The following is a 26,407-nucleotide window of genomic DNA, read 5'->3' as shown; positions in this document are numbered from 1 at the left end:
CCGCGCGAAAGATCCGGGCTAGCGTCACCTGGGCCAGGACGGACGGGCCGTCTAGGCGGAACATCACCATCGAGTCCTGGTCGGCGGGCTCGGCTTCGCCGCCCCACACCGTCAGCTCCGCCTCGGCGGCGAGCCATTCGGCGCGGTGGGCGTCCATCCAGTTGGTGAACGCCGCGACGTGGACTGTCGGCTCTGGCCGCACCGCGATCCTTCCGCGTCGGGACCTCGTCCCGCGGAAGCGGGACCCGCGAGTGGTGTCAGGGCCGGTTGGCCAGTGCTCGCGCGAGGATTTCGGTGACCACGTCGCTCTTGGCGTCGGCGTAGTTCTGGAGGTACTTCCACTCCCTGGTGGCCAGGTGGCGTTTCGTGTCCGCGTACAGGGTGCGGTCCGTCTCGTTGGCGCGCAACCAGTCTCGGAACGCCAGGTGGCGCCGCACCTCGACGCTCCCCGGGCGCCACACGTGCAGGTTCACGTTGGTGTCCGGGCCTTTCAGCGCCCTGTGCTCGTCCCAGCCCGGTTCGCGGATCACCAGGCGGTAGCCGGCGGCCTGTAGTGGCGGGAGGTATGCCGGCTCGTCGGCCGGATCGGCGACCACGAGATCGATGTCGATGATCGGTTTCGCCGCCAGGCCCGGCACGGACGTGGAACCGACGTGTTCCAGCAGGAGCACCTTGTCCGCCAGCAGTTCGCGGATCCTCGCCGCCTCGCGCCGGTACAGGGCGGGCCACTGCTCGTCGTAGTCGGCCACGTGCACGTGACCGGTCTGCGGCGGCGGCCCGTCCACCCAGATCGCGGCCAGCTCCTCGTCGGTGTAGTCCTTGTGCCTCTTGCTGTTCACTGCCTCTGACACAGCGTTCCCCCGTTGCGACGTTGACTCGGACACGGTCGAGAGTGGGGACGGCTCAGCCGCCGGCCAACAGGGCGGCGCGGCGGCGCTCCGCCTCGAGGTCCGCAGCCTCGATCGCGCCTGGCACGGGGTGGTCGTTGTGCTCGGTCACCCACTCCTCCGGCCTGCTCCGCTCGGGGAGGGCACGCCATCTGGCCCGAGGGTCGGGCTCGTTGTCGTCGCTCATGCCGTCCATGATGCGCCGAAACGCCTTTGCGCAGAAGGACTTTTCCGTCAGTGCGGGATCGTGATGCTGTCCAGGTGCCGCCGCAGCACGGCGTTCATCAGCTCGGGGGTCATCCGCTCCGGCCACAGCACCGCGTCCACGGCCAACCCGTCCAGCAACGCGCACAGGCGCTCGTTCTCCAACTCCAGGTCAAGTCCGTCGACCAACCTGCCGAGCCGCTGTGCCTCGGCGAGCACCCTGGCGCCGACCATCCGCAGGCCGTCGTACGCCTCGCGCGCGTGGGGCCGGAGCGACGGCCTGGTCCGCGCCGCGGTGGAGAACGCCAGCCACACCACGGCTTCCTCGTGCCTTCTGGTGTCCAGCGGCAGAAGCTCGGCAAGCAGGTCCTCCACCAGCATGCGCCTGGCACCCGCCTCGGCGGCGGCGAACAGCCGGTCGGCGTGGGCCCGCAGACGCTGACCCACCTGCGCGGACAGCTCCTGAAGGGCGAAGACCAGCAGCTCGTCGTGGCTGGCGAAGTAGTGCCGGACCGAGCCGATCGCCAGACCGGCCTCGGCCGCGACGTTGCGCAGCGACGCCTGTTCGACGCCGTCGCGGCGCACCACCCGGAACACCGCCTCGGCCACGGCCCTGCGGCGGAGGTCCGGATCGACAATCTTCGGCATGGTTCTTTTTAGCACGACTCTGCTACTTTATTTGGCACAGTCATGCCACAAAGGGAGAGTCATGAACGGCTGGATGCTGACCGGGCTGATCGTCGTGGGCGTGATCGTCGTGATCGTCAAGCGACTGACCGGCGAACCGCTGAACGCGCGCGACCTGCTGGGGCCTCCGGTGGTCCTGACGGCGATCGGCGGCTACGCCGTCGCCAAGGTCGACCACCTGACCGCCACGGACATCGGTTGGCTCGCGCTCGGGTCCGTCGTCGGCCTCGGCTTCGGCGCGCTGCGCGGCACCACGATCCGGCTGTTCACCAAGGACGGCGTGCTCTGGCAGCGATACAGCGGCAGGACCTTCCTCGTCTGGGTGATCTCCCTGGCCGGCAACGGCGGCCTCGACCTCCTCGCGAAGGCGAACGGCATGCACCACGAGGCCCGGCCGACGACGCTGGCCATCGGCATCAGCCTGCTCGGCGAGGCCGTGGTGGTCGGCCTGCGAGCCCACGCCACGAAGGTGCCGTTCGCGCCGGAGCGCCGCGTCGGCAGTTGGCGGCAATGAACTCGGCGGAGAACTCGGCGGACTCGTCGACGGCCGCCCGAAGGCGTGGCGAGGGCGGGGGCGAAACTCGGTCGCGCCGCGCAGGGCTCAGGCGTATGAACGGGTGCGTGGCCACCTCTGGGAACGCCCGCACGCCGTTGACGATCCGGACCGCCGAACGCGCGGAACTGCCGGCGATCTGCCGACTGTTCGCCGCCGCGTTCCTCGGGGAGGTGCACGACTCGAGCGTCGAACGATTCGACAACGTCTTCGAGCCGGACAGGTTCCACCTCACCTTCGACGGCGCGGAGCTGATCGGCTCCGCCGGCGTGCTCAGCCGCGAGATGACCTTTCCCGGCAACATGTCCCGGCCGGTGGCGGGGGTCACCGCCGTCACCGTCGCACCGGGGCACCGCCGCAGGGGCGTGCTCACCGGCCTGATGCGCACGCAGCTGCACGGCCTGCACGAGGCCGGCGCCGAGCCGGTCGCGGTGCTGTGGGCCTCCGAGGCCGGCATCTACGGCCGCTTCGGCTACGGCCCCGCCGCGCAGCAGTGCGAGCTGGCACTGCCGAGGGGTGCCGCGTTTCACTCCACAGTGGACCTCGGCGAGGACAGGGTGCGCGAGGTGCCGAGGGAGGACGCCTATCCCTCGCTGACGAAGATCTTCGCCAGGGTCGCGCCGACCAGGACGGGGTGGCTCAGCCGGGGCGAGTCGGACTGGAAGATCCACTTCGGCGACGAGCCGCACCATCGCGAGGGCGCGTCCTCGCTTCGATTCGCCTTGCATTCCAACGGTTATGTCGTCTACCGCGCCAAGGAAAACTGGACCGACCGTGGCCCGCGCAACGAGCTGCTCGTCCAGGAACTGGTCGCGGAGACCCCGCAGGCGTACGCCGCGCTCTACCGCTATCTGCTGGACTTCGACCTCGTCGGCGAGGTGAAGCTGACGGTCGCGCCCGACGAGCCCGTCGTGCACCTGCTGACCGACCCGAGGGCGGCGCTGCGCAGGAACACGGACTCGCTGTGGGTGCGACTGGTCGACCTCGACAGGGCGCTGCCGCAGCGGACGTACTCGTCCGGAGTGGACACCGTGCTCGAGGTCACCGACGAGTTCTGCCCGTGGAACGCGGGCCGGTGGCGACTGACCGTCGACGACTCGGGTTCCGCGCGGGTGTCGCGCACCGAGGACGCGGCCGATCTCGCCCTCGGCATCACGGAACTCGGCGCGGCGTTCCTCGGCGGCACCAGGCTGACCACACTGGCCGGTGCGCAGCGTGTCCGCGAGTACACGCCGGGTGCGGTGGCCGCGTTGTCGCGGAGTTTCGCCGGCGACACCGAGCCGCACTGCCCCGAGGTGTTCTGAAACACGCGTCGGACCGGGGTTCCGGGAACTACAGCGGTAGCGTCTCCGTTGTCGGGACGTGGGCGGCAGGTGGCCGCAGGACCCTCAGGAGGAACCGTGGTCCCCGCAATCATACTGGTGGTGGTGATCGCCGCGGCGGCCCTGCTCTGGCTTAACCACAGCAAGAAGCAGGCCACCGCTAGGGAGAACGAGCTCAACGACGCCAAGGCGGACGCCCGCCGCTGGGTCGAGCGGCTCGGCGGCCAGGTGATCAACCTGACCGGCTCGAACGACGCCTCCAAGCAGGCAATGGCCGACGCCTCGGAGCGGTACACGGCGGCGGGCTCCCAGATGGAGCAGGCGCGCACCGCCGAGCAGTGCCGGCTGGTCACGCAGACCGCGATGGAGGGGCTGTACTACGTCCGCGCGGCCCGCACCGCGATGGGCCTCGACCCCGGCCCCGAGCTGCCCGACCTCACCGGGCAGAGCAAGGCCGGCAAGGTCAGCGAGGACCGCAAGGTCAACGTGGAGGGCCACGAGTACGAGGCGTCCCCGGCGCCCGGCTCGAACACCCCGCACTACTACCCCGGCGGCATGGTGGCCGGCAGGCCCGTTCCGCAGGGCTGGTACAGCGAGCCGTGGTGGAAGCCCGCGCTGATCGGCGGCGCGTGGGGTGTCGGCTCGTTCCTGTTGATGGACGCGATGTTCTCGGGCATGCACGGCGTGCCGGCCGACGTGGCGTACGCGGAGGGGTTCCAGGACGGCTCCGCGGCAGACATGGGCGGCGAGGGCTTCGCCGACAACGGCGGGGACTTCGGCGGCGGCGACTCCGGCGGCGGCGACGGCGGCTGGGACTTCGGCGGCGGCGACTCGGGCGGCGGCGGCTGGGACTTCGGCGGCGGCGGCGACTTCGGCGGCGGGGACAGCGGCGACTGGTGACCCGAGGCGCTCTCACAAGCGCCGGAAACGTTCGTGGCCGCGTCGGTGTCGCACCGACGCGGCCACGGTCCGTTCCAGGGTTGGTCGGTGGCTCAGGCTGCTCGGCAGTCGAGCAGTTAGGCGGTCGGCCGACAGTCAGGCCGGTTGGCGAGTCAGGCCGGTTGGCAGGTCGGGCACCAGTAGAGGTTGCGGCCGGCGAGTTCCGAGGCGGCGACCGGTGTGCCGCAGACCAGGCACGGCTGGCCGGTCCGCCGGTACACGTAGACCTCGCCGCCGTGCGGGTCCTCCCTCGGCGGGCGGCCCATCGCCTCCGGCATGTGTTCGGGGCGCACGGTGTCGATCCGCCCGGTGCGCACCCCGTGCCGCATCAGCACGCCGAGGTCGGTCCAGACGTCCTTCCACACCTCGTGCGGCAGGTCCCTGCCGGCCAGCAGCGGGTGCAGGCCGTGCCGGTAGAGCACCTCGGCGCGGTAGATGTTGCCCGCCCCCGCGATGACCTTCTGGTCGAGCAGCAGCACGGCGATCGGCGTCCGCGCGCGGGAGATCTTCGCCCACGCCAGTTCGGGGTCGCCATCCTTGCGCAGCGGGTCGGGCCCGAGCCTGGCGCGCAGGGCGGCGACCTCGACGTCGGTGAGCAGTTCGCACCTGGCCGGGCCGCGCAGGTCCGTCCAGTGCGTCGCGCCGACCAGCCGCATCCGCACCAGGCCGGTCGGCGTCAGCACCGGGTGCTGGTGCTCGGCGAACTTGCCGTAGAGCCCGAGGTGCACGTGCACGGTCGCGTCCGGCCCGTAGACGTGCAGGAGGTGCTTGCCGTGCGCCTCGGACCGTTCCAGCACCCGTCCGTCCACGATGGACGCCGACGCGGCGAACCGGCCCTGCGGGCTGGACACCTCGACGGCGGAACCGGCGTAGCGGCGCTGGTGTAACCGGGCGAGCCGGTGCAGTGTGTGACCTTCAGGCACCGGGTCATTCTGCCCGGCGCGACAAATCAGGCCGGCAGGGCAGGGGCCTGGCCGGTGCGCTCGTACTCGGTGAGGATCTCGATGCGGCGGGCGTGCCTCGGCTCGGTGGAGAACTCGGTGGCCAGGAACGCCTCGACGATCTCGGTGGCCTGCTCGGTGCTGTGCATCCGCGCGCCGATGCCGACGACCTGGGCGTTGTTGTGCTGCCGGGACAGCGAGGCCGTCTCGGTGCTCCAGGCCAGCGCGGCGCGGCAGCCGGGCACCTTGTTGGCAGCGATCTGCTCGCCGTTGCCGGAGCCGCCGATGACCACGCCGAGGCTGCCCTCGTCCGCGACGACCCGGCGGGCGGTCTCGATGCAGAACGGCGGGTAGTCGTCCTCGGCGTCATACGCCTCGGGGCCGACGTCGACCACGTCGTGGCCGAGTCCGCGCAGGTGCTGGACGAGATGGGCCTTCAGCTCGAAGCCCGCGTGGTCAGATCCGAGGTAGACGCGCACGGCCGAGAGTGTGCCATTCGGGTGGCGACAACGCCGCGCCGACGGAGCCGCCCGTGCCGAATTTCACTGGACGGCGCGGGGCATGCTGGCGGAGCGATCAACGTGAAGGGACTCGACACATGACGGACGGTCGGTGGATCGAGGTCGGCGACCGGGTGCTGGTGCGCCGGTACGAGGAGCTGGACCTCTCGCTCGGGCTGGTGGTCGGCGAGGAGGGCTGCCTGGTGATCGACACCGGCGGCGACCAGACGCAGGGCGCCGAGTGGGCGGCGCTGGTCCGCGAGGTCACGCCGCTGCCGCGGCAGGTGCTGTTGACGCACTCGCACTTCGACCACTCCTTCGGCACCCGGCCGTTCCTGCCGTGCCCGGTGTGGGCGCACCGACGCTGCCGCGCCGACCTGGCCGCCACCGGCGTCGAACAGCGCGACAAGTGGGCCCGGCACTACCGGGAGTCCGGCCAGACCGATATCGGGGACCGGATCGCGGAGGTGGAGCTGGTGCTGCCCGATCGTCTTGTCGACGACACCGCCGACCTCGACCTCGGCGGTCGCGTCGTCACGCTGCACCACTTCGGCCCAGCGCACTCCGACCACGACCTCGTGGCGCTGGTGCGCGACGCCGATCTCGTCTTCGCCGGGGACCTGGTCGAGCAGGGCGCGCCGCCGTCGTTCGGGGGCGCCTGGCCGGCCCGCTGGCCCTCGGTGCTCGACGGCATCCTCGGCCTCGGCACGACCACCGTGCTGCCCGGCCACGGCGAGCCCGTGGACCGCGACTTCGTGCTGGCGCAACGGAACGAGCTGGCCGTGGTCGCCGAGCTGTGCCGCGCGGTGGCCGCTGGCGAGCTCGCCGAGGACGAGGCGGTCCGCCGCTCCCCGTATCCGGCGGAGTTCACCCGCAGCGCACTGTCCCGACCAGCCGGAATCGACGCCGTCGGGTGATACCGAGAGTGAGGGACGGGTCGCGGACTCGTCCGCTTCCTCCCTCGCTTCCTGCGCCATCCGTGGAGGGTTGGGCCGAACGGCCGATAGCCTACCGTCGCGTCGAGCGCTAATTGTTATGCAACGGGAATAGAGCCGCTACCTTTCCTCGGTTTCACCGCATCGCACTGCCTCGACCGGTCTGCCACTCCCCTCCTGCCGGAGGCGTTGATTCGTGCTGTCCGCATTCGCTCAGCAAGCCGCCCACTCCCCGCACGACGAGGGAGTCCGCCAGGTCGCCGCGCTGTCGGCCCGGCTCAGCTACACCCTGATGTGCCTCACGCTGTGCTGGGGCGTGCTGACCAGCACCGGTTGGGTGCAGCGCACCACGGGCCGGCAGGCGCTGCGCAGCGGGCACCTGGTGCTCGCGACGCTGGCGCTGGCGTTCGGCGCGCTGCACGCGCTCTCGTTCGGGTTCCTCGACGACGAGCGCTTCGACCTGCTGCGGCTGACGGTCCCGCTGCTGCCCGGTGGCCTGGTCCGGCACGCGCTCGGCATCGTGGGCATCGAGCTGATGCTCGCGATCGCGATCTCCACTGCCGTGCAACGCCTTCTGGTCTATCGGCGCTGGCTGTGGCTGCACCGGCTCGCCTACCCGGCCGTCGGGCTCACCGTGCTGCACTCGCTGTTCGGCGCGATCGCCAACGGCCACCTCGCCGTGCTCTGGCTCGGCGGAATCACCCTGTTCGTGCCGACCGCGCTGCTCGCCGCGCTGCGGTTCGTGCCGACCGGGGTGTTGACCAGGTCAGGACTCGTCGAGGAGGAACGGTGACGCGACACCGACGGCAGACCGCCCGCCTGCGGATCAGCGTGCACAACGGTCGCTGCCACCGTTACGGCGTCTGCCAGGCCGAGGCGCCCGAGGTGTTCCAGCTGGACCAGGACGGTCGGCTGCGCTACGAGGCGCGGCCGGACGCCGACCAGGCCGCGCAGGTCCGGATGGCTGCCCGCTGCTGCCCGATGCAGGCGATCGACCTGCGCGGGGACGCGAGATGACCGTCAGGTCCAAAGCGCAGCGGATCGTGGTGGTCGGGGCCGGGCTCGCCGGGCTGCGCGCCGCGGAACGCCTGCGGGAACAGGGTTTCGACGGCGAGCTGGTGATCGTCGGCGAGGAGAAGCAGCGGCCCTACCAGCGGCCTGCGCTGTCCAAGCAGTTCCTCACGGGCGCGCTGCGCGCCGGGGACCTGGCCCTGCGCAGCTACGTCGAGCTGGACGCGAGGTGGCGGCTCGGCACTCCGGTGCACCGGCTGGAGCCCGCGCGGCACGTGCTGCACCTGCCTGGCGGCGAGGAGCTGCGCTACGACGGCCTGGTCATCGCGACGGGCGTGCAGGCCCGACACCTGGACGGCGCGCCGAGGCACGATCCCCGCGTGCACGTGTTGCGCGGCCTGGCCGACGCGGTGGCGCTGCGCGACGCGCTGCTGGGTAGCTCCGGCCCGATCGCGGTGCTGGGCGGCGGTTTCACCAGCTGCGAGGTCGCCGCGACCTGCCGTTCCCTCGGGCGCGAGGTGCACCTGGTGAGCAGGTCCCCGCTGCTGTTGGAGCGCGCGCTCGGCGGCGCGATGGGCGCGCGGCTCGGCGAGCTGCACCGGGCGCACGGCGTCCGGCTGGCGCTGGGCGTCGAGGTGCGCCGCTGGATCCCGCAGGGCTGGTCGATGGGGATGCTGTTGTCCGACGGGCAGTTGCTGTTGGCGGAGTGCGTGGTGCTCGCGGTCGGCGGAGTGCCGGCGGTGGACTGGTTGCGCGGGTCCGGCCTGGTCCTTGAGGACGGCATCCTGTGCGGGCCGACCTGTCACGCCGTCGGCGCGAGCGACATCGTGGTCGCCGGGGACGTGGCGCGCTGGCCGAACCTGCGCTTCGACGCCGTGCCGAGGCGCGTGGAGCACTGGCTGAACGCGGTGGAGATGGGCCGCGCGGCCGCCGAGAACCTGTTGGCGGGCCAGCAGTCGGCCACGCCGTTCACGCCGCTGCCCCGGTTCTGGTCCGAGCAGCACGGGGTGCGGTTGCAGGCCGCCGGCATGCCCTCGCTCGGCGAGGACACCGTCCGCCTCGCCGGCCGGCCGGAGCGCGGCGCCGGCATCGCCGGCTACCTCCGCGACGGCCGGCTCGTCGGCCTGGTCGGCCAGGAGAGCCCGCGCGGCATGCTGCACTGGACCTCGGCCCTCGCCAAGCCGGCACCACAGCCACAGCCACAGTCGCAGCCACAGTCGCAACCGTTGCCGCGACAGCGTTTCACGCCGATGCGCCAGCCGGCCGCGTCGCGCGCGAGCCTGGCCTCCTGGCAGCTCGGTCGAGCCGCCAGGAGCCAGGTTCGGGCTAACAACTAGCGCTGGATGGACTTGATCTCGCAGAACTCGGCGAGGCCGTGGTGGCCGAACTCCCGGCCGTTGCCGGACTGCCCGTAGCCGCCGAACGGCGCCTTGGTGTTGAACATGCCGCCGTTGATGTCCACCTGGCCGGTCCGCAGCCGCCGGGCCACCGCGTGCGCCCGGTCGGTGTCGGCCGAGAACACGCCGCCGGCCAGGCCGTAGATGGTGGAGTTCGCGATGCGCACCGCGTCGTCCTCGTCGGTGTAGCCGAGCACCGACAGCACCGGGCCGAAGATCTCCTCCTGCGCGATGGTCATGTCGGCGCGCACGCCGCCGAAGACCGTCGGGCGGACGTGGAAGCCGCGGTCGATGCCCTCGGGCGTCTCGGGGCCGCCGAAGGCGAGCGTGGCGCCCTCCTCGATGCCCTTGCGGATGTAGCCGACCACGCGGTCGCGCTGCGCGGCGGACACGGCGGGGCCGATCCGGGTGCTCGGGTCGGCGGGGTCGCCCGGCACGTACTTGGCCGCCGCCGCGGCGGCCAGCTCGACGGCCTCGTCGTGCCGGTCGGCCGGCACCACCAGTCGGGTCCACGCGCTGCACGCCTGGCCGCTGTTCATGAAGCAGTTGGCCACCGCGATCTTCACCGCGCGGCCGAGGTCGGCGTCGTCGAGCACCACGGCGGCCGACTTGCCGCCGAGCTCTAGCGCGACCCTCTTCACGGTCTCCGAGGCGAGCGCGGACACCCTGCGGCCTGCCCTGGTCGAGCCGGTGAACGACACCATGCCGACGCCGGGGTGGCTGACCAGCGCCTCGCCGACGACCGGGCCGACGCCGTGCACGAGGTTGAACGCCCCGGCGGGGACGCCCGCCTCCTGGACGATCTCGGCGAGCAGGCCCGCGGTCAGCGGGGCCAGCTCGCTCGGCTTGAGCACCACGGTGTTGCCGGCAGCCAGCGCCGGCACGATCTTGGCGATCATCTGCTGGAGCGGGAAGTTCCACGGCGTGATCGCGCCGACGACGCCGATCGGCTCCCGCAGCACCAGGGAGTTGCCGATCTCCTCGCCGTCGAAGAAGCCCGCCTCGATCACCTCGGCGACGCCGGTCGCGATGTTGGCCGGGTTGGGCACCTGGACCTTGCTGGCGAACGTGATGGGCGTGCCCATCTCGGCGGTCATGGTCGCCGCGAGTTCCTCGGTGCGGGCGGTCAGCCCCTCGGCGATCCGCCTGGCCACCGCGACGCGCTCGTCGACCGGTGTGGCCGCCCAACCGGGGAAGGCCCTGGCGGCCGCAGCCACCGCGCCGTCCACGTCGGCCGGGGTGCCGGCCGGCACGGAGGCGATCACCTCCTCCGTGGTCGGGTTCACGACCTCGATCCGGTCAGCGCCGCCGTCGAGCCGCTGCCCGTCGACGAGGTGACCGGTGTGAGTGGTGACAGGAGCCGACATGGGTCCTCCCAAGCAAATGTGACACTCAACGCTGTGTTTGCCCCTAGCGTGTCACATCTACCGCGCGCTGCCCACCCGGCCAGCACGCCGCGCCGGCCGCCCCGCGACCTGTCGGGACGGCCGGCGCGCTCGCGACCGCGTCAGGAGAAGTCGAGGTCCCCGGTCCTGGTGCGCTTCAGCTCGAAGAAGTACGGGTAGTCCGCGAGCAGCCGCGCGCCGTCGAAGATCTGCCCGGCCAGCTCGCCGCGCGGGATCTTCGTCAGCACCGGGCCGAAGAACGCGGTCCCGTTGATGTGGATGGTCGGCGTGCCGACGTCCTCGCCGACCGGGTCCATGCCGGCGTGGTGGCTGGCCTTGAGCTCCTCGTCGTAGTCGGTGGTGGTGGCCGCCTCGGCGAGCTCGGCGGGCAGGCCGACCTCGGCCAGCGCCAGCTTGATGACCTCGGCGTAGTCCTTGTTGCCCTCGTTGTGGATCCGCGTGCTCATCGCCGTGTAGAGGTCGGCGAGCACGTCGTCGCCGTGGTGCTTGGCCGCCGCGATGGCCACCCGAACGGGGCCCCAGCCCCGGTCGAGCAGGTCGCGGTACTGCTCAGGGAGGTCGTCCCTGCCCGAGTTGAGCACCGAGAGGCTCATCACGTGGAAGCGCAGGTCGATGTCGCGGACCTTCTGCACCTCCAGGATCCAGCGCGAGGTGATCCACGCGAAGGGGCAGATCGGGTCGAACCAGAAGTCGACCTGCGTCTTGGCCTGGTCGGTCTGCTCGGTTGCGGTCATGTGTGTTTCTCCAGACAGAGATGCGGTCCTGCGGACGCCCGACTCGGGCGCTCCCGCTCACCTCAACCACGGGAACCCGTCCGCTCTTCCCGGGATGATCTCGCAGCCGCCGGCGTCGACCGACCACGCGGCCCGAACACGTGATTGGATGCGACTGTCGTGTTCACCCACGCGACATCTTCATTCCTACGACGTCAAAGTTGACAGACGAGGTGACCAGTGGCGGCACCCAACCTCACTCGCGACCAGGCCCAGCAGCGCGCGGAGCTGCTGGAGGTGGAGTCCTACCGGATCGAGCTTGACCTGACCGACGGCGGCGGCAAGCCCGGCTCGGACGTGTTTCGGTCCACCAGCACGGTCCGTTTCCGCAGCCGTGAGGTCGGCGCGTCGACCTGGATCGACATCGTGGCCGCGTCCGTGACCCGGGCCGTGCTCAACGGCGTCGAACTGGACCTGTCCGGTTACCGCGAGGACGACGGCATCGCGCTGACCGACCTCGCCGAGGCCAACGAGCTGACCGTCGAGGCCGACTGTCGGTACATGAACACCGGCGAGGGCCTGCACCGGTTCGTCGACCCGGTCGACGGCGAGGTCTACCTGTACTCGCAGTTCGAGACCGCCGACGCCAAGCGCATGTTCGCGTGCTTCGACCAGCCCGACCTGAAGTCGATCTACGACCTCACCGTGGTCGCGCCGACGCACTGGAAGGTCATGTCGAACGCGGCCATCGAGTCGACCGACCAGGCCCCCGGCGGCGCCGACCGGCACGTGTTCGGCACCACCAAGCCGATGTCGACCTACCTGGTCGCGCTCGTGGCGGGCCCGTACGCCGAGTGGCGCGACGAGTTCACCGATGCCGAGGGCTCGATCCCGCTCGGCATCTACTGCCGCGCGTCTCTCGCCGAGCACATGGACGCCGAGCGGCTGTTCACCGAGACCAAGCAGGGCTTCGGTTTCTTCCACGGCGCGTTCGGCGTTCGGTACCCGTTCGGCAAGTACGACCAGTGCTTCGTACCGGAGTTCAACGCGGGCGCGATGGAGAACGCCGGCTGCGTGACCTTCCTTGAGGACTACGTCTTCCGCAGCAGGGTCACCCGCTACATGTACGAGCGCCGCTGCGAGACCGTGCTGCACGAGATGGCGCACATGTGGTTCGGCGACCTGGTCACCATGCGCTGGTGGGACGACCTGTGGCTGAACGAGTCGTTCGCGACCTGGGCCAGCGTGCTCGCGCAGGCCGAGTCCACCGAGTACACCGAGGCGTGGACGACCTTCGCCAGCATCGAGAAGTCGTGGGCGTACCGGCAGGACCAGCTGCCCTCGACGCACCCGGTCGCCAGCGACATCCCGGACCTCCAGGCCGTGGAGGTCAACTTCGACGGGATCACCTACGCCAAGGGCGCGAGCGTGCTCAAGCAGCTCGTCGCCTACGTCGGGCTGGACAGCTTCCTCGCCGGGCTGCGGGTGTACTTCGCCAAGCACGCCTGGACCAACGCGACGCTGGCCGACCTGCTCGCCGCGCTCGAGGAGGCGTCGGGCCGCGACCTGTCGTGGTGGAGCACGCAGTGGCTGGAGACCACCGGCCTGAACCTGCTGCGCCCCAAGTTCGGCGTGGACGCCGACGGCCGGTTCACCGAGTTCGCCGTGTTGCAGGGCCCCGCCCGGCCCGGCGCCGGTGAGCTGCGCACGCACCGGCTGGCCATCGGCGTCTACGACGAGGACGGGACCGGCAAGCTGGTCCGCACGCACCGGGTCGAGCTGGACGTGACCGGCGAGCGCACCGAGGTGCCCGAGCTGGTCGGCGTCACGCGCGGCAAGCTCGTGCTGGTCAACGACGACGACCTGACCTACTGCACGATGCGGCTGGACAACGACTCGTTGGCGACGCTGGTCGACCGGATCTCGGACATCACCGAGACGCTGCCGCGCGCGCTGTGCTGGTCGGCCGCGTGGGAGATGACCCGCGAGGCCGAGCTGAAGGCGCGCGACTTCGTCAACCTGGTGCTCGGCGGGCTGCACGCGGAGACCGACATCGGCGTGGTGCAGCGGCTGCTGCTCCAGGCGCAGACCGCGCTGTCCTCCTACAGCGACGTGTCGTGGCGGCCGGAGGGCTGGCGTCGGATCACCGCGAAGGTGCTGGAGCTGGCCCTAGCCGCGGAGCCGGGTTCGGACCACCAGCTGGCGTTCGTGAACGCGCTGACCGGCGCGGTGCTGGACGAGGAGCTCCAGGTCGTGGTGGCCGGCTGGCTGGACGGCTCCGCGCCGCTCGAGGGGCTCCAGGTGGACGCCGACCTGCGGTGGCGGCTGCTGCACGCGCTCGTCGCGCACGGCGCGGCGGACGAGGCCGCGATCGACGCCGAGGAGCAGCGCGACCCGACCGCGACGGGTCGGCGGCGTGCCGAGCAGGCCCGCTCGCTGCGGCCGACCCTGGCCGCGAAGGACGAGGCGTGGGAGCGGGCCGTGCGCGACGACGACCTGCCCAACGCCGTCAGCGAGGCGATCATCGGCGGCTTCGCACACCCCGGCCAGAAGGAGTTGCTCGCGCCGTTCGTGAGCCGCTACTTCGCCGACGCGGCCGACGTGTGGGAGCGCCGCTCGAGCGAGCGCGCGCAGTCGATGGTGCTCGGCCTGTTCCCGGCCTGGTCGGTGCAGCCGAGCACGGTCGAGGCCGCCGACGAGTGGCTGGCTGGCGACCACCCGCCCGCGCTGCGCCGGCTGGTGTCGGAAGGGCGCGCAGGCATCGTCCGGGCCCTCGCCGCGCAGGAGTTCGACCGCTCATAGGTCGACGGAGTTGTCACGAAGGGGCCCGTCAGGACGCTGAATGTCCTGACGGGCCCTTTCGTCGCACGACCTGTCTTACATACCGTAGTACGCTCTGTCGTATGGGCACGATTACATTCCGGCCTGACGACGAGACCGAACGCGCGCTCGCCGAACTCACCGCCGATGGCCGCAGCGTCTCGGTGGCGATCCGCGAGGCGGTGCTGGCCGCCGCGCACGCTCACGAGGACGACCGCCTTCGCGCGGAGTCGTTGGCCTTGGCCGCCGACCCTGGCGACATCGCCGAGGTCCGCGCGGTACTAGCCGACATGGAGCCGTTGCGTGCGTGGTGAGATCTACCGACTGCGGGCGCCCCAGGGTGCCCGCGGCCACGAGCAGCAGGGTTCGCGCTATGCCGTCATCGTGCAGTCCGACGCGCTGCTGCTGAGCACCTGGCTGGTCGCACCGACGTCGACCTCTGCTCGTGCCGCGTCGTTCCGACCGGAGATCGAGATCAACGGCCAGTCCACCAGAGTGCTGGTCGAGCAGACCGCGGCGATCGATCCGCAACGGCTCGGGGAGCTCGCCGGCCGGCTGGCACCGCACGAACTGGCCGAAGTGGATGCGGCCCTACGGATCGTGTTGGGCCTGCGCTGACGAAAATGCGGGCCGCCACGCCTCCACAACTGGCGTAACGGCCCGCACTTCGTTCTCGTCCGGTGAAACTCGGGTCAGCCCCTTGGCGCGTTGCCCGCCTGGTCGGCGAGCATGCGCAGGCCGCCGACGATGCCGCCGGCCAGGTCGCCCTCGCGGAACGACGCGACCATGCTCATGATGGCCAGCTTGCAGCCACGATCGGACAGCCGTCGGTGCGACTCGTCGCCGGTCACGACCTCGACGACGCGCTGGCCGGGCGAGACCGCCACCAGCACGGCGTGCGGGGCGCGCTCGCCGGTCAGGGCGTGCAGCCGCTCTGCCGTCGGCCTGTTGTTCTCGCCGAGGTCGCCGAGGTACACGCTGAAGTCCAGGCCGGTGCTCCGGCTGGCCAGCGTCAGCGCCTCGTCGAGGTTGGCGAGCTGCACGGGCGTGAACGGCACGCGCGGGGCGGCGGGCTTGAACTGCCGCGCCACCGAGATCCGGCCGCTGTTGGTCACCACCTCGCCGAGCTCGAGCTCGGACTCGTCCGCCGGCACGGCGACGCCGTGCGTCGCGTCCGCGTGCGCGGCGACTTCACCAGCTACCACGGGCACCTCCCCGAGCGGTGCGCGCCGGCTCGCCGGTCGCGTCGTCCTCAACCTGCTGCGCGTACGGTCCCGAGGCGCCGGTCGAGCCGACGCCAGCGGGGTTCGCGCTCCACCACACCGGTTCGAAGCCCCACTCCTGACCGGGGCGGTACCTGGGAGTGCGAGTGGCCTTCGGCCACAGTGTCAGAAGCGTGATCACGCCGTAGATGGCCAGCGGGATCAGCGCGAAGACAAGCACGGTCTCCACGATGGTCACGGGCGGTACCGTAGCCGATCCGCGCGCGACACGCGGCACAGGGCGGCCCAGGCCGTGTCCCGCGGATCTCTTTCCTGCTGCGCGGGGCCCAGCCGCCGCCTCGCCGCGTTGCGCCCACGCCCCCATCCAACACCGGGATGGGGACGCGTGCGCGCCTTGCGAGACGACACCTGGATCCCCGCTCGCGACGGAAAAGACCCACGGGACACGGCCAGTTCTCAGCTCCGCGTTCTCAGCTCCGCACGAGGGGGCGGGCGAACACGAACGCGGTGAGCACGATGACCGAGCCCGCCGCGAGGAAGACCGTGCCGAGCGAGGTCAGTTGCGCCAGCGGCCCGGCGAGGCCGGCGCCCAGCGGCATCAGGCCCCACGCCAGCACCCGGTACGCGCTGGTCACCCGCCCCATCATGGCGCTGGGGGTGAGCCGCTGCCGCCTGGTCGCGGACAGCACGTTCCAGCCCGCCGAGCCGAACCCGGCCAGGAAGCAGGCCACCGCGGCGACGGCCACGTGGTGCACCGCGCCGAGCAGCACGAAGGACACGCCGAGGGTCGCCAACGCGCCGACCATCGTCTGCCCCGCGCCGAACCGGGGCGCCAGCGCCGGGGTGGTCCGCGAGCCGGCGATCGCGCCGATCGACATCGCCACCACGAGGCCGGGCACCACCGCCGGCGGGACGCCGAGCGTCTGGATCGCGAACAGCGCGAGCACCGCGTTGCCGGCCGCCGCGCTGATGGCGGTCAGCATCACGGCCGCGACCAACACCCGCAGTCCCCTGCTGCGCAACAGGTATCCGCCGCCCTCGGCCAGCTGGGCGCGCAGGCCGGCGAGCATCGAACCCGCCGATGGCGCGCGCTCCGGCACGACGTCGGGCAGCCGAGCGACGAACACGGCGGCGAGCACGAAGGAGAGCGCGTCCAGGGCGAAGCAGGCCGCTGGCTGCCAGAGGAACAGCGCGCTGGCCGCCAACGGGCCGGCGAGGTCCATGCCGACGGTCTCCACCATGACGAACCGGCCGTTGGCGCGCTCCAGGTCGTCGGGTCCGGCCAGCTCGACGAGCAGCAGCTGGGCGGCGGAGTCCGCGAACGTCTCGGCCGAGGCGAGCACGAAGGCGACCGCCGCGAGCAGCGCGACCCCGGCGTGGCCGGTGAACGCGGCGACGGCGAGGACGGCGGTGACGACGGCGCGGAAGGCGTGCGCGGTGGCCACCACGCGGCGCGGCCGCCAGCGGTCCACCAACACACCGGCCGGCAGCGCGATCAGCAGCCACGGCAGCACCGCGGCGACGGCCACGGCCGAGGCGGCCAGCGGGCTCCTGGTGCTGATGGCGGTGTAGAGCGGGAGGGCGACGATCCGCACGCCGTCGCCGACCAGCGAGACGGTCCACGCCCCCATGAGCCTGCGGAACGCGGGGGTCCGCACGCCCTGTTCGACCGTCTCGCCGGCGGCTGGGAGACCAGGATCGTTCCCGGGTTGACGATCCGCCGCCCCGGTGATCTCGGCTCGACCGTCCTCGGCCGGAACGGGCCGCGACTGACCCGAGGGCGGCCGTCCGGCCTGCGCCTGCTCGCCGTCGCCGCTACCGGCCTGCTCGGCCTCCAGCCGTTCGCTCACGTGTCACCCTTCCGAGCAGCCGGCCTGCCTGCAATGGCAGTCCGTGATCCCGTGAACTCGCCAAGTTCACACGGAACGGTAAGACTTGTCAGCTCAAAGTATGAACACCGTCACAGAGCATCACGCGGGCAGCTGACTGGTGCGTCCAGACGGACCCGGACCGGACGGCGGCGAACGGCGGACGGTTTGGCGTCTTGTTCCTCGCTTCAGAGGCTCCTAGCTTTCACCTGTACGGACCTTGCGAAGCCGCCCCCTCGGCTTCTGCTTCCCGCACGGCCACAGGAGGACACGCCATGTACACCGCGACCACCCCCGTTCAGGCGACCACCGACACCCGTTCGTGGGACACCCCGTCCGACATCGCTGACCTGGCACAGTCCGTCCGCATCACCGCAATCGACTCGGTCCGGATCACGGCGGCCGGGTCCGTTCGGATCACCGCAGCCAAGTCCGTTCGGATCACGGCTTCCAGGTCCGTTCGCATCACGGCGGCCAGTTCCGTTCGCATTACGGCAGCCGACTCCGTTCGGATCACCGCGGCGGGGTCCGTTCGCATCACCGCGGCGGCACGATCCGTCCGCATCACGGCCGAATCCGTCCGGATCACGGCCAGGTCCGTGCGCATCACGGCCGAGTCCGTTCGGATCACCGCGGCCGACTCGGTCCGGATCACCGCGGCCGACTCCGTGCGCATCACTGCGGCGGACTCCGTGCGAATCACGGCGGCCGACTCGGTTCGCATCACGGCCGCCGACTCGGTTCGCATTACCGCGGCCAACTCCGTGCGGATCACGGCGGGCCACGCCGGAGACACGGCCGCCGCGACCCGCCGGCAGTTCGAACTCGCGGCCTGACGACCGCGAGCACTCGTCCCGGAACGTGTTGGGAGCCCGTGGACTCAGGCGGCGGGCTCCCCGAGATACGGCAGCCACAACGGATCGGCCTCGGTCACGCCAGCGAGCAGTCGCCAGTGCGGACCGCGCGGGGCGTTGGGCACCACCCGCAGCCGCCAGCCCAGTTCGGACAGCAGCTTGTCCGCCTTGCGGTGATTGCACTTCGCGCAGCAGGCGACGCAGTTCTGCCAGGTGTGCGGGCCGCCACGGCTACGCGGCACCACGTGGTCGATCGTCTCGGCGCGGCCACCGCAGTAGGCGCAGCGGTAGCGGTCCCGGTGCATCAGACCGGCCCGGGTCATCGGCACGCGGCCGCGATAGGGCACGCGCACGTAGTTGCTCAGTCGGATCACCGAGGGCACCACGACGGTCGCGGTGGAGGAGTGCAGTAACAGCCCGGCCGGATCGCCGTGCACCACCTCGGCCTTACCGCACACGATCAACACCACCGCGCGGCGCAGCGGCAGCGCGGTCAACGGTTCGAACGTGGCGTTGAGCAGTAGCACCCGCCGACGTCCCCACGGCATTGGACCGTGGATGGCCCGCTGTTCGGGGATCTCCGCGCCCTGCACCGCCTTGACGACCACACTGGGCGTGTGACCTGCCGAGGCAGCCTTCGGGCGCGGTGAAATCCTCGACGCAGGCCCTCCTGGGGCGCCGAGCGGGGTCGGTTGTCGGTCGGGCACGCGACCACCTCCACCGGTGCAGCCATAGCAGACCACACATTGGACCCGAAACGCACCTGTGCTGAGTGACGTGTCACGTAGGCGTGATCGAAAATCGCGTGAACACCGGGTAGATGGTGATGGTTTTCAAAGGACTCGTTATCGTCGGCGGTGTGACTGGAACTCCCGCCTCGACGATGACCTACCCAGCGGCCGAACGGCTCGATCTCGTCGAGGACCTGCACGGCCACCAGGTGGCGGACCCCTACCGCTGGTTGGAGGACCCGGCCGACCCCCGCACCGAGGCGTGGTCGGCGAGCCAGGACACCCTGACCAGATCGTGGCTGGACACGCTGGCCGGTCGGGACTCCCTGGACGGGCGGCTGCGGGAACTCCTGCACACCGGATCGGTGTCGACGCCGACCTGGCGCGCCGGTCGCGCGTTCTTCACCCGCAGGGGCCCCGGCGAGGACCACCCGGTGCTGTACCTGCGCGAGGCCGACGGCACCGAGCGGGTGCTGCTCGACGTCGGTCAGCTCGACCCGTCCGGGCGGACCACTCTGGACAGCTGGTCGCCGAGCCTGGAGGGCAGGCTGCTCGCCTACCAGATCTCGGTCGGCGGCGACGAGCACTCGTTGCTGCACGTGCTCGACGTCGAGACTGGCGAGCTGGTGGAAGGCCCGATCGACCGCTGCCGCTACTCCCCCGTCGGCTGGCTGCCCGGCGGCGAGGAGTTCTTCTACGTCCGCCAGCTCGACCCGACCGCGCTGCCGGAGGACGAGCGACTGTTCCACCGCAGGGTGTGGCGGCACCGGGTCGGCAGCGACCCGAGCACCGACCTGAACGTGCACGGCGACGGCCTCGACCACACCTACTACTTCGGCCTGACGACCTCGCAGGACGGCCGCTGGCTGGTCGTGCACGGCTCGCCTGGCACGGTCCGCCGCGACTCGGTGTGGATCGCCGACCTGACCGCCGCCGTTGACGGCCTGCCGAGGTTCCGCCAGCTCACCACGGACGCCGACGGCATCCGGTGCTCGGCCTGGGTCGCCGCCGACGGCCGCCTCTACCTGCTGACCACCCTCGACGCGCCGCGCTTTCGGCTGTGTGTCACCGATCCGACGCGGCCGGAGCGCGAGCACTGGACCGAGCTGGTCGCCGAGCAGCCCGACTCCGTGCTGGACTCGGTGCGGCTGCTGGGCGGACGCGACGGGGTCGAGCCGACGCTCGTGCTGGCCAGGACCAGGCACGCGGTGTCCGAACTGCACCTGCACGATCCGGCGACCGGCGCGCACCGTGGCGAGATTGCCTTGCCCGGCAGCGGTTCCGTGCACGGAATGTCCACTGTGGACAAGCTGACCACCGACGAGGACGGCGTGCTCTGGTTCGGCTGGACGGACTTCGTCACGCCGGTCTGCGTGCAGCGGTTCACCCTGTCCACCGGCCGCGTCGAGCTGGCCGAGGCCGCGCCGGGCGCGGTCAGCGTGCCGGACGTGCACACCCAGCAGCTCGAGTACACCTCGACCGACGGCACCACCGTGCGGATGTTCGTGGTGTCCAGCCATGCGACGCCGGACCTGCCGAGGCCGACGCTGCTCACCGGCTACGGCGGCTTCGCCGTCAGCAGGCGCCCCGGTTACAGCGCCACCACGCTCGCCTGGGTCGAGGCCGGCGGCGTGTGGGTGGTCGCCTCGCTGCGCGGCGGCGACGAGGAGGGCGAGCAGTGGCACGAGGCCGGGACGCGGGAACGCAAGCAGAACGTCTTCGACGACTTCCACTCCGCGGCCGAGCGGCTGGTGCGCGACGGCTGGACCACCCCGCAGCAGCTGGCGATCATGGGCGGCTCCAACGGCGGCCTGCTGGTCGGCGCGGCGCTGACGCAGCGGCCCGAGCTGTACGCGGCGGTCGTCTGCTCCGCGCCGCTGCTGGACATGGTGCGGTACGAGAGGTTCCTGCTCGGCAGGCTGTGGGCTGAGGAGTACGGCAGCGCGAGCAAGCCGGAGGAGCTGCGCTGGCTGCTGTCCTACTCGCCGTACCACCGGGTGCGCCAGGGCGTCGAGTACCCGTCGGTGCTGTTCACCGTGTTCGAGTCGGACAGCAGGGTCGACCCCAACCACGCCCGCAAGATGTGCGCGGCGCTCCAGCACGCGACCGCGAGCGACTCCACCAAGCACCCCGTGCTGATCCGCAGGGAGACCGAGGTCGGGCACGCCGGCCGCTCGGTCAGCCGCACCGTCTCGCTCGCCGTCGACCAGCTGAGCTTCCTGGCCGACGCCACCGGGCTCGGCCTTGAGGACCGGACATGACCTTCCCGCTGCTCGCGCCCAACCTCGACGACCTGACCAAGGACCCGAGCGTCGCGGCGGCGTGGCTGGCCGACTACGGCCCCAAGCTGGCCGTCGGGTCCGGCCGCATCCTGTTGATCGTCGTCGTGGCGTTCCTGGTGCGCATGGTCGCCAGGCGCACCATCGACCGGCTGACCAAGGGCGCCAGCAACGACCGGACGCCGACGCTCCTTCGCCCGTTACGCGAGCGCGCACCGCAGGCGCTCGGGCAACTGGTCTCCGAACGCCGCGAGCAGCGCGCCAAGACCATCGGGTCGGTGCTGAAGTCGATCACCACGTTCGCGGTGTTCGGGCTGGCGTTCATCCTCGTGCTCGGGCAGCTCGGCATCGACCTCGCGCCGATCCTCGCCTCGGCCGGTGTCGCCGGCGTCGCGCTCGGGTTCGGCGCGCAGAACCTCGTCAAGGACTTCCTGTCCGGCATGTTCATGATGCTGGAGGACCAGTACGGCGTCGGGGACGTCGTCGACGTCGGCTCGGCCAGCGGGACCGTCGAGGCGGTCGGGCTGCGGGTCACCACGCTGCGGGACGGCAACGGCACGGTCTGGTACGTGCGCAACGGCACCGTGCAACGGGTCGGCAACTCCAGCCAGGGCTACGCGGTCGCCGTCGTGGACCTGCCGCTCGGCTACAGCGCGAACGTCGAGCACGCGTCCGAGGTCATCGGCACGGTGGCCACCGCGGCCGTCGCGCAGGAACCGCTGTCCGCCGACGTGATCGGGGACCCCGAGGTGCTCGGCGTCGAGAAGGTCACCCCGGAGACGATCACGCTGCGGCTGACCGTGAAGGTGCGGCCGGGCCGCCAGTGGGCGGTGCAGCGCGCACTGCGGGGCAAGATCATGGCGGCGCTGGACGAGGCCGGGGTCGAGCCGCCGTTCGGACGCCAGAACGGGCGCGCCTAGAGCTGCATTGCCGATGTCGGCGCGCGGCGCAAACCTGCCCTGCGTGCTCGTGGCGCGCCCGCGTGAGTCAGGATGGACAGGTGGGCACGCCGGAGAACTTTCACCAGGCAGTTGGCGGGGACGAGACCTTCCATCGCATCGTCGCCCGGTTCTACGCCGAGGTGGCGAAGGACGAGCTGCTTCGGCCGATGTACCCCGAGGAGGACCTCGGGCCGGCCGAGGAGCGGCTGCGGCTGTTCCTGATCCAGTACTGGGGCGGCTCGCACACCTACTCCGACCGGCGCGGGCACCCGAGGCTCCGGATGCGGCACGCGCCGTTCAAGATCGGGCCGCTCGAGCGGGACGCGTGGCTGCGCTGCATGCGCATCGCGGTCGACGAGGAGAACCTGTCGGAGCCCCTGCGCGCGCAGCTCTGGCAGTACCTGGAAATGGCCGCGAACAGCATGATGAACGCCTGGGTCTGACGCCGACAGCCGAGTGGCACAGATCTCGATCACCCGGACGGGGACAATTCAGCCCCCTTGGATGGCAGGATGACTCCTCGTGCGACGATCCGCCGACATCCAACGAGAGATCGCCGACCAAGCTGCCTGGTGGCGGGACGCGGTCTTCTACCAGGTCTACGTCAGATCGTTCGCCGACGCCGGCAGTGACGGTGTCGGGGACCTCGAGGGCATCCGCAGCAGGCTGGGCTATCTCGAGCTGCTCGGCGTCGACGCGCTCTGGCTGACGCCCTTCTACCGCTCCCCCATGGCCGACCACGGCTACGACGTGGCCGACCCGAGGGACGTCGACCCGCTGTTCGGCGATCTGGCCACGTTCGACCGGCTGATCGAGGACGCGCACGCGCACAACATGCGGGTCACCGTCGACCTGGTGCCCAACCACACCAGCAGCGAGCACGAATGGTTCCAGGCCGCGCTGCGGGCCGGCCCCGGCAGCCACGAGCGCGCCAGGTACCTGTTCCGCGACGGCACCGGCTACGACGGCTCGCAGCCGCCGAACAACTGGACGAGCATCTTCGGCGGCCCGGCGTGGACCCGCGTCGCGGACGGGCAGTGGTACCTGCACCTGTTCGCGACCGAGCAGCCCGACCTGAACTGGGACAACCCCGAGGTCGCAGGCGACCTGGCCCGCACGCTCCGGTTCTGGCTGGACCGGGGCGTCGACGGGTTCCGGATCGACGTGGCGCACGGCATGGCCAAACCGTACGACCTGCCCAACATGGACTCGCGCGCCACCCACGGTTCCGGTGTGCTGCACGACAACCAGCTCGACCCGAGGTTCGACGACGACGGTGTGCACGAGATCCACCGCATGATCCGCAAGGTGCTCGACGAGTACCAGGACCGGATGGCGATCGGCGAGGTCTGGGTGCAGGACGACGAGCGGTTCGCCCGCTACGTCCGCCAGGACGAGCTGCACCTCGCGTTCAACTTCCGGCTGGTCGACGCGGAGTTCGACGCGGACGCGGTGCGCGGCGCGATCGAGCACTCGCTCGCCTCCGTCGCCGCGGTCGGCGCGCCGGCGACCTGGACGCTGTCCAATCACGACGTGGTCCGGCACGTCACCAGGTACGGCGGCGGCTCGCTCGGTGCGAAGCGCGCAAGGGCGATGGCGCTGGTCGAGCTGGCGCTGCCCGGGGTCATCTACCTGTACAACGGCGAGGAACTCGGGCTGCCGAACGTGGAACTGCCCGACTGGGCGCTCCAGGACCCGGTCTGGGAGCGGTCCGGCCGCATCGAGCGCGGCAGGGACGGCTGCCGGGTGCCGATTCCCTGGGAGGGGTTCGCGCCGCCGTTCGGGTTCACCAGCGGCCACGACAGCTGGCTGCCGATGCCGCACGAGTGGTCCGGGCTGACCGTCGAGTCGCAGCTGGAGGACCCGGCGTCGATGCTGTCGCTGTACCGGCAGGCGCTGGAGATCCGCAAGACGTCAACGGGCTTCGCCGGCGACGAGCTGGAGTGGTACGGCGCCCCGCCCGGCTGCTTCGCGTTCCGCCGCAAGGGCGGTGGGCTGATCTGCGCGCTGAACACCTCAGGCGGCCCGGTGCCGCTGCCGCCGGGCGAGGTGCTGCTGTCCAGCGGGCCGGTCGAGGGCGAGCACCTGCCGCCGGACACCGCGGTCTGGCTGCTCTGACCGGTGCCGCGTCAGCTGAGGGCGGTGGCGACGGCGAGCAGCTCGGCCAGCGGCAGGGTGGTCGTCCTCGGCGGCGTGTCCTCGATGACCGGTTCGTCCTGATCCACGAACGGCTGGCTGATCACCGCGAACGTGTAGCCGTCGGCCTGCCAGGTGACCGCGAGACCGGCGGGGGCGCCCCTGACCTCGGCAGGGTGGTCGCCAACCGTGTCACGCCCGAGCGTCGGCCAGGAGTCGGGCACGGCCGCCGTCTGGCCGAGCACCTGGGTGATCGTCAGCGGAGCCGACCGAGAGATAGCCGTATTCATCCAGGCCGGCGCTGGCCCGGCGCCGTACTGGCGCGTCCAGGCCCGCGCGCCCGGCCGAAGCGCGGGTCCGTCCCGCACCAGCAGCGGCAGGTCGGCCGCCCACAGCGTGTAGCCGGCGGGCAGGTGGCCGGCCCGCGCGAGCCGGTGCTCGTCGAAGGACGGCAGCACCTGGCCGTCGGGGCCGATCAGCGTGCGACCGCCGAGCGGCGACCGCAGGCTGACCCGCAGCAGATCGTCGTGCGCCGCGGTGCACAGCCCGGCGCCTGCCGGCTTCGACACCACGGTGTGCTCGATCAGCCGCACGCTGGTGGCCGTCTCGGTCACCTTCAGCTCGTGCGAACCGCACCCGGGCACCTGGCTCCACGTGGTCAGCGACCCGCCGTCGAGCGCGATGAGCACCACGGCCTCCGGCGGGCGGTCGGTCTCCGTCGGCGGGCTGTCGACCCCGCACCCGGCCGCGCCGAGGGAGATGGACATCGTCACCACGAACCCCGCCAGCGCGCACACCAGTCGGCTGCCCCGAGGAACCCGTGACGGACCCACCGCGCGGTCAGACCAGCAGCGGAAGCATGGAGTGGCGCCTGCGCACCACCGCGCCGTAGCGGGCGTCGATCCGCAGCCAGGAGTCCGTCGCCGTCACCCTGACCACCTCCTCGTCCTGTGTCGAACCGAGGAAACCCATGCCGGACAGGGCGAACAGGCACCGCAGCGGCACCTTCACGTCCAGCCCGCTGCCGTGCACGGTCACCACCGTCTGGTCCAGCAGCGACGCGGGCGGCGTGCCGTGCGGTCCCGCGTTCTCCTTGGCCAGCTCGACACCCCGGTCGGCCAGCTCGGACACGACCGTCACCGGCAGCTGGTCGACGGCCAGCCAGCCGTTCGTCGGCGGCAGCGCCGAGCGCCACATCAGGTCGCGGGCCGGGCCAGGGTCGATCCGCTCGCCGCCGACCACGGCCAGCCCGGCCAGCAGCTCGTTGCCGGGCACCGTCACGTCGGCCGGCGCGACCTGGCCCGCCACCGTGCGGGTGGCCAGGGCGTCGAACGGGGTCGCGACCCACGCGTCCACCCGGTCCTCGGACCGGTTGCGCAGCCGCACCACGGTCTGGGTGTCCAGCCGGACCGCCCTCGCGACGAACGCGCCGAGGTCGTCCCGCTCACCGGGGTCTGGAAGGAACAGTTCAGGCACCAGTACCTCCGGCGCTGTCACACAGCCAAACAGTCACCACATCATGAACAGCCACGAAACGTTCAGGCACCGGTACCTCCGGCGCTGTCACACAGCGAAACAGTCACCACATCATGAACAGCCACGAAACGTTCAGGCACCGGTGCCTCCGGCTCGCCAACCGGCGAGGAAGTCGCGTTCCGCGTCGGTCAGCCGACGCGGCGAAGAGCTGGCGATGCCGTACGCGGCGAGCAGCACCTCGGCCTGCACCGCCACCGGGCTGTCCGCGCGCTTGCCCGCGCGGATCGTGTGCGCCAGTGTGAACGAGGCGTAGCGCAGCTCCTGCACCGACAGCTCGACCCGCACGTCCTCGCCGGTGTGCAGCAGCGGGGCCCGGAAGTCCACCGTCAGCTTGACCACCACCACGCCCTTGGCCAGGTCGGTCACGCCGTGCCGCGCGGCCTCGCTGAACAGCAGCGCCACCCGCGCCTCCTCCAGCAACGTCACCGTCTGCGCGTGGTTGACGTGACCGAACACGTCCATGTCCGACCAGCGCGGACGCACTTCGGCGACGAACACACCCAAGGCAGGCGCCTCCTAGCTAG

30 protein-coding genes are annotated in these 26,407 nt (G+C 71.4%); 15 read left to right on the top strand and 15 right to left on the bottom strand.

Going from position 1 to position 26,407, the window contains the following annotated elements:
- From F0L68_RS05345 to F0L68_RS05335, 4 genes are all read right to left on the bottom strand, one after another.
- The coding region (locus F0L68_RS05345) for a hypothetical protein (protein ID WP_149848309.1) at nt 1-202 on the bottom strand (202 nt) is incomplete at its 3' end.
- Between the two features lie 55 nt (nt 203-257).
- On the bottom strand, nt 258-851 hold the full coding sequence (locus F0L68_RS05340; RefSeq protein ID WP_223198512.1) for a GrpB family protein: 594 nt from the start codon (nt 849-851) through the stop codon (nt 258-260).
- 52 nt (nt 852-903) lie between these two features.
- On the bottom strand, nt 904-1,074 hold the full coding sequence (locus tag F0L68_RS42160) for a hypothetical protein (protein WP_188316402.1): 171 nt from the start codon (nt 1,072-1,074) through the stop codon (nt 904-906).
- A 47-nt stretch (nt 1,075-1,121) separates the two neighbouring features.
- Nucleotides 1,122-1,739: a TetR/AcrR family transcriptional regulator gene (locus F0L68_RS05335; RefSeq protein WP_149848307.1), complete on the bottom strand. Its 618-nt coding sequence runs from the start codon at nt 1,737-1,739 to the stop codon at nt 1,122-1,124.
- Nucleotides 1,740-1,800: 61 nt separating this feature from the next.
- Here F0L68_RS05335 and F0L68_RS05330 point away from each other — a divergent pair, with 61 nt between their 5' ends.
- The 3 genes from F0L68_RS05330 to F0L68_RS05320 all read left to right on the top strand — a co-directional run bounded on the left by F0L68_RS05330 (nt 1,801) and on the right by F0L68_RS05320 (nt 4,553).
- Entirely contained in the window at nt 1,801-2,292 is a 492-nt protein-coding gene (locus F0L68_RS05330; RefSeq protein WP_149848305.1) for a DUF1453 family protein, read from the top strand.
- A 107-nt stretch (nt 2,293-2,399) separates the two neighbouring features.
- Nucleotides 2,400-3,635: a GNAT family N-acetyltransferase gene (locus tag F0L68_RS05325; protein ID WP_223198511.1), complete on the top strand. Its 1,236-nt coding sequence runs from the start codon at nt 2,400-2,402 to the stop codon at nt 3,633-3,635.
- 96 nt (nt 3,636-3,731) lie between these two features.
- Nucleotides 3,732-4,553 (top strand): hypothetical protein, encoded by an 822-nt coding sequence (locus tag F0L68_RS05320; RefSeq protein ID WP_149848301.1) that lies wholly within the window; start codon nt 3,732-3,734, stop codon nt 4,551-4,553.
- A gap of 152 nt (nt 4,554-4,705) precedes the next feature.
- Here F0L68_RS05320 and F0L68_RS05315 read toward each other — a convergent pair whose 3' ends face one another.
- Together F0L68_RS05315 and F0L68_RS05310 are read right to left on the bottom strand one after the other, a co-directional pair.
- Nucleotides 4,706-5,515 (bottom strand): Fpg/Nei family DNA glycosylase, encoded by an 810-nt coding sequence (locus F0L68_RS05315; protein ID WP_149848300.1) that lies wholly within the window; start codon nt 5,513-5,515, stop codon nt 4,706-4,708.
- Nucleotides 5,516-5,541: 26 nt separating this feature from the next.
- Nucleotides 5,542-6,012 carry a ribose-5-phosphate isomerase gene (locus tag F0L68_RS05310; protein WP_149848298.1) on the bottom strand — a complete coding sequence of 157 codons (471 nt, stop codon included), beginning with the start codon at nt 6,010-6,012 and terminating at the stop codon, nt 5,542-5,544.
- 119 nt (nt 6,013-6,131) lie between these two features.
- Here F0L68_RS05310 and F0L68_RS05305 point away from each other — a divergent pair, with 119 nt between their 5' ends.
- The 4 genes from F0L68_RS05305 to F0L68_RS05290 all read left to right on the top strand — a co-directional run bounded on the left by F0L68_RS05305 (nt 6,132) and on the right by F0L68_RS05290 (nt 9,316).
- On the top strand, nt 6,132-6,950 hold the full coding sequence (locus tag F0L68_RS05305) for an MBL fold metallo-hydrolase (protein ID WP_149848296.1): 819 nt from the start codon (nt 6,132-6,134) through the stop codon (nt 6,948-6,950).
- 214 nt (nt 6,951-7,164) lie between these two features.
- On the top strand, nt 7,165-7,761 hold the full coding sequence (locus F0L68_RS05300) for a ferric reductase-like transmembrane domain-containing protein (RefSeq protein WP_223198510.1): 597 nt from the start codon (nt 7,165-7,167) through the stop codon (nt 7,759-7,761).
- Nucleotides 7,758-7,985, top strand: coding sequence for a ferredoxin (locus F0L68_RS05295; RefSeq protein WP_223198509.1), 228 nt, complete (start codon nt 7,758-7,760; stop codon nt 7,983-7,985). Before F0L68_RS05300 ends, F0L68_RS05295 begins: the two co-directional genes overlap by 4 nt.
- A complete protein-coding gene (locus F0L68_RS05290) occupies nt 7,982-9,316 on the top strand; it encodes an NAD(P)/FAD-dependent oxidoreductase (protein ID WP_149848294.1) in 1,335 nt (444 codons plus the stop codon). Before F0L68_RS05295 ends, F0L68_RS05290 begins: the two co-directional genes overlap by 4 nt.
- On the opposite strand, the gene F0L68_RS05285 is transcribed toward F0L68_RS05290, so the two are convergent.
- Both F0L68_RS05285 and F0L68_RS05280 read right to left on the bottom strand, forming a co-directional pair.
- Nucleotides 9,313-10,743, bottom strand: a complete 1,431-nt coding sequence (locus F0L68_RS05285) for an aldehyde dehydrogenase family protein (RefSeq protein WP_149848293.1) — start codon at nt 10,741-10,743, stop codon at nt 9,313-9,315. The two genes, F0L68_RS05290 and F0L68_RS05285, sit on opposite strands and share 4 nt — an antisense overlap.
- A 140-nt stretch (nt 10,744-10,883) precedes the next feature.
- On the bottom strand, nt 10,884-11,516 hold the full coding sequence (locus F0L68_RS05280; protein WP_149848291.1) for a mycothiol-dependent nitroreductase Rv2466c family protein: 633 nt from the start codon (nt 11,514-11,516) through the stop codon (nt 10,884-10,886).
- A gap of 219 nt (nt 11,517-11,735) precedes the next feature.
- On the opposite strand from F0L68_RS05280, the gene pepN reads away from it, so the two are divergent.
- From pepN to F0L68_RS05265, 3 genes are all read left to right on the top strand, one after another.
- Nucleotides 11,736-14,297: an aminopeptidase N gene (gene pepN / locus F0L68_RS05275; protein ID WP_149848290.1), complete on the top strand. Its 2,562-nt coding sequence runs from the start codon at nt 11,736-11,738 to the stop codon at nt 14,295-14,297.
- A 101-nt stretch (nt 14,298-14,398) separates the two neighbouring features.
- Entirely contained in the window at nt 14,399-14,629 is a 231-nt protein-coding gene (locus F0L68_RS05270) for a hypothetical protein (protein ID WP_149848288.1), read from the top strand.
- Nucleotides 14,619-14,933, top strand: a complete 315-nt coding sequence (locus F0L68_RS05265; RefSeq protein WP_149848287.1) for a type II toxin-antitoxin system PemK/MazF family toxin — start codon at nt 14,619-14,621, stop codon at nt 14,931-14,933. Before F0L68_RS05270 ends, F0L68_RS05265 begins: the two co-directional genes overlap by 11 nt.
- Nucleotides 14,934-15,007: 74 nt before the next feature.
- Here F0L68_RS05265 and F0L68_RS05260 read toward each other — a convergent pair whose 3' ends face one another.
- The 3 genes from F0L68_RS05260 to F0L68_RS05250 form a co-directional block, all read right to left on the bottom strand.
- Nucleotides 15,008-15,520: a DUF5130 family protein gene (locus F0L68_RS05260; protein WP_438672248.1), complete on the bottom strand. Its 513-nt coding sequence runs from the start codon at nt 15,518-15,520 to the stop codon at nt 15,008-15,010.
- Nucleotides 15,507-15,776 (bottom strand): aa3-type cytochrome oxidase subunit CtaJ, encoded by a 270-nt coding sequence (gene ctaJ / locus F0L68_RS05255; RefSeq protein WP_149848284.1) that lies wholly within the window; start codon nt 15,774-15,776, stop codon nt 15,507-15,509. Before ctaJ ends, F0L68_RS05260 begins: the two co-directional genes overlap by 14 nt.
- Before the next feature lie 232 nt (nt 15,777-16,008).
- Nucleotides 16,009-17,388: an MFS transporter gene (locus F0L68_RS05250; protein WP_149848283.1), complete on the bottom strand. Its 1,380-nt coding sequence runs from the start codon at nt 17,386-17,388 to the stop codon at nt 16,009-16,011.
- Between the two features lie 293 nt (nt 17,389-17,681).
- On the opposite strand from F0L68_RS05250, the gene F0L68_RS05245 reads away from it, so the two are divergent.
- Complete coding sequence (locus F0L68_RS05245; RefSeq protein WP_149848282.1) at nt 17,682-18,242, top strand: DUF2345 domain-containing protein; 561 nt, start codon at nt 17,682-17,684, stop codon at nt 18,240-18,242.
- Between the two features lie 44 nt (nt 18,243-18,286).
- Here F0L68_RS05245 and F0L68_RS05240 read toward each other — a convergent pair whose 3' ends face one another.
- Entirely contained in the window at nt 18,287-18,808 is a 522-nt protein-coding gene (locus F0L68_RS05240; protein WP_149848321.1) for an HNH endonuclease, read from the bottom strand.
- A 311-nt stretch (nt 18,809-19,119) separates the two neighbouring features.
- On the opposite strand from F0L68_RS05240, the gene F0L68_RS05235 reads away from it, so the two are divergent.
- From F0L68_RS05235 to F0L68_RS05220, 4 genes are all read left to right on the top strand, one after another.
- A complete protein-coding gene (locus F0L68_RS05235) occupies nt 19,120-21,252 on the top strand; it encodes a prolyl oligopeptidase family serine peptidase (protein ID WP_438672247.1) in 2,133 nt (710 codons plus the stop codon).
- Nucleotides 21,249-22,190 (top strand): mechanosensitive ion channel family protein, encoded by a 942-nt coding sequence (locus F0L68_RS05230; RefSeq protein WP_149848281.1) that lies wholly within the window; start codon nt 21,249-21,251, stop codon nt 22,188-22,190. Before F0L68_RS05235 ends, F0L68_RS05230 begins: the two co-directional genes overlap by 4 nt.
- A gap of 80 nt (nt 22,191-22,270) precedes the next feature.
- The gene (locus tag F0L68_RS05225; RefSeq protein WP_149848280.1) at nt 22,271-22,654 is read left to right on the top strand and encodes a globin; all 384 of its coding nucleotides are present in this window, start codon (nt 22,271-22,273) and stop codon (nt 22,652-22,654) included.
- 79 nt (nt 22,655-22,733) lie between these two features.
- Nucleotides 22,734-24,329, top strand: a complete 1,596-nt coding sequence (locus F0L68_RS05220) for a glycoside hydrolase family 13 protein (protein ID WP_149848279.1) — start codon at nt 22,734-22,736, stop codon at nt 24,327-24,329.
- A gap of 11 nt (nt 24,330-24,340) precedes the next feature.
- Here F0L68_RS05220 and F0L68_RS05215 read toward each other — a convergent pair whose 3' ends face one another.
- The 3 genes from F0L68_RS05215 to F0L68_RS05205 form a co-directional block, all read right to left on the bottom strand.
- Nucleotides 24,341-25,144, bottom strand: a complete 804-nt coding sequence (locus F0L68_RS05215; RefSeq protein ID WP_149848278.1) for a hypothetical protein — start codon at nt 25,142-25,144, stop codon at nt 24,341-24,343.
- A 43-nt stretch (nt 25,145-25,187) separates the two neighbouring features.
- Nucleotides 25,188-25,823: a DUF8010 domain-containing protein gene (locus F0L68_RS05210; RefSeq protein ID WP_149848277.1), complete on the bottom strand. Its 636-nt coding sequence runs from the start codon at nt 25,821-25,823 to the stop codon at nt 25,188-25,190.
- 132 nt (nt 25,824-25,955) lie between these two features.
- Nucleotides 25,956-26,387, bottom strand: coding sequence for an acyl-CoA thioesterase (locus F0L68_RS05205; RefSeq protein WP_149848276.1), 432 nt, complete (start codon nt 26,385-26,387; stop codon nt 25,956-25,958).
- Between the last annotated feature and the right edge of the window lie 20 nt (nt 26,388-26,407).

Origin of the sequence: Solihabitans fulvus, assembly GCF_008386585.1 — a bacterium.
GTDB lineage: Bacteria > Actinomycetota > Actinomycetes > Mycobacteriales > Pseudonocardiaceae > Solihabitans > Solihabitans fulvus.
The sequence above is the reverse complement of the archived record's forward strand: the minus strand, read 5'-3'. Positions and strand labels throughout refer to the sequence as shown.

Coding starts and splice junctions, on each gene's coding strand:
- F0L68_RS05280 (WP_149848291.1), bottom strand. CDS start 11,516: ATGACCGCAACCGAGCAGACCGACCAGGCCAAGACGCAGGTCGACTTC.
- F0L68_RS42160 (WP_188316402.1), bottom strand. CDS start 1,074: ATGAGCGACGACAACGAGCCCGACCCTCGGGCCAGATGGCGTGCCCTC.
- F0L68_RS05240 (WP_149848321.1), bottom strand. CDS start 18,808: ATGCCGTGGGGACGTCGGCGGGTGCTACTGCTCAACGCCACGTTCGAA.
- F0L68_RS05305 (WP_149848296.1), top strand. CDS start 6,132: ATGACGGACGGTCGGTGGATCGAGGTCGGCGACCGGGTGCTGGTGCGC.
- F0L68_RS05290 (WP_149848294.1), top strand. CDS start 7,982: ATGACCGTCAGGTCCAAAGCGCAGCGGATCGTGGTGGTCGGGGCCGGG.
- F0L68_RS05230 (WP_149848281.1), top strand. CDS start 21,249: ATGACCTTCCCGCTGCTCGCGCCCAACCTCGACGACCTGACCAAGGAC.
- F0L68_RS05285 (WP_149848293.1), bottom strand. CDS start 10,743: ATGTCGGCTCCTGTCACCACTCACACCGGTCACCTCGTCGACGGGCAG.
- F0L68_RS05245 (WP_149848282.1), top strand. CDS start 17,682: ATGTACACCGCGACCACCCCCGTTCAGGCGACCACCGACACCCGTTCG.
- F0L68_RS05270 (WP_149848288.1), top strand. CDS start 14,399: ATGGGCACGATTACATTCCGGCCTGACGACGAGACCGAACGCGCGCTC.
- F0L68_RS05335 (WP_149848307.1), bottom strand. CDS start 1,739: ATGCCGAAGATTGTCGATCCGGACCTCCGCCGCAGGGCCGTGGCCGAG.
- F0L68_RS05330 (WP_149848305.1), top strand. CDS start 1,801: ATGAACGGCTGGATGCTGACCGGGCTGATCGTCGTGGGCGTGATCGTC.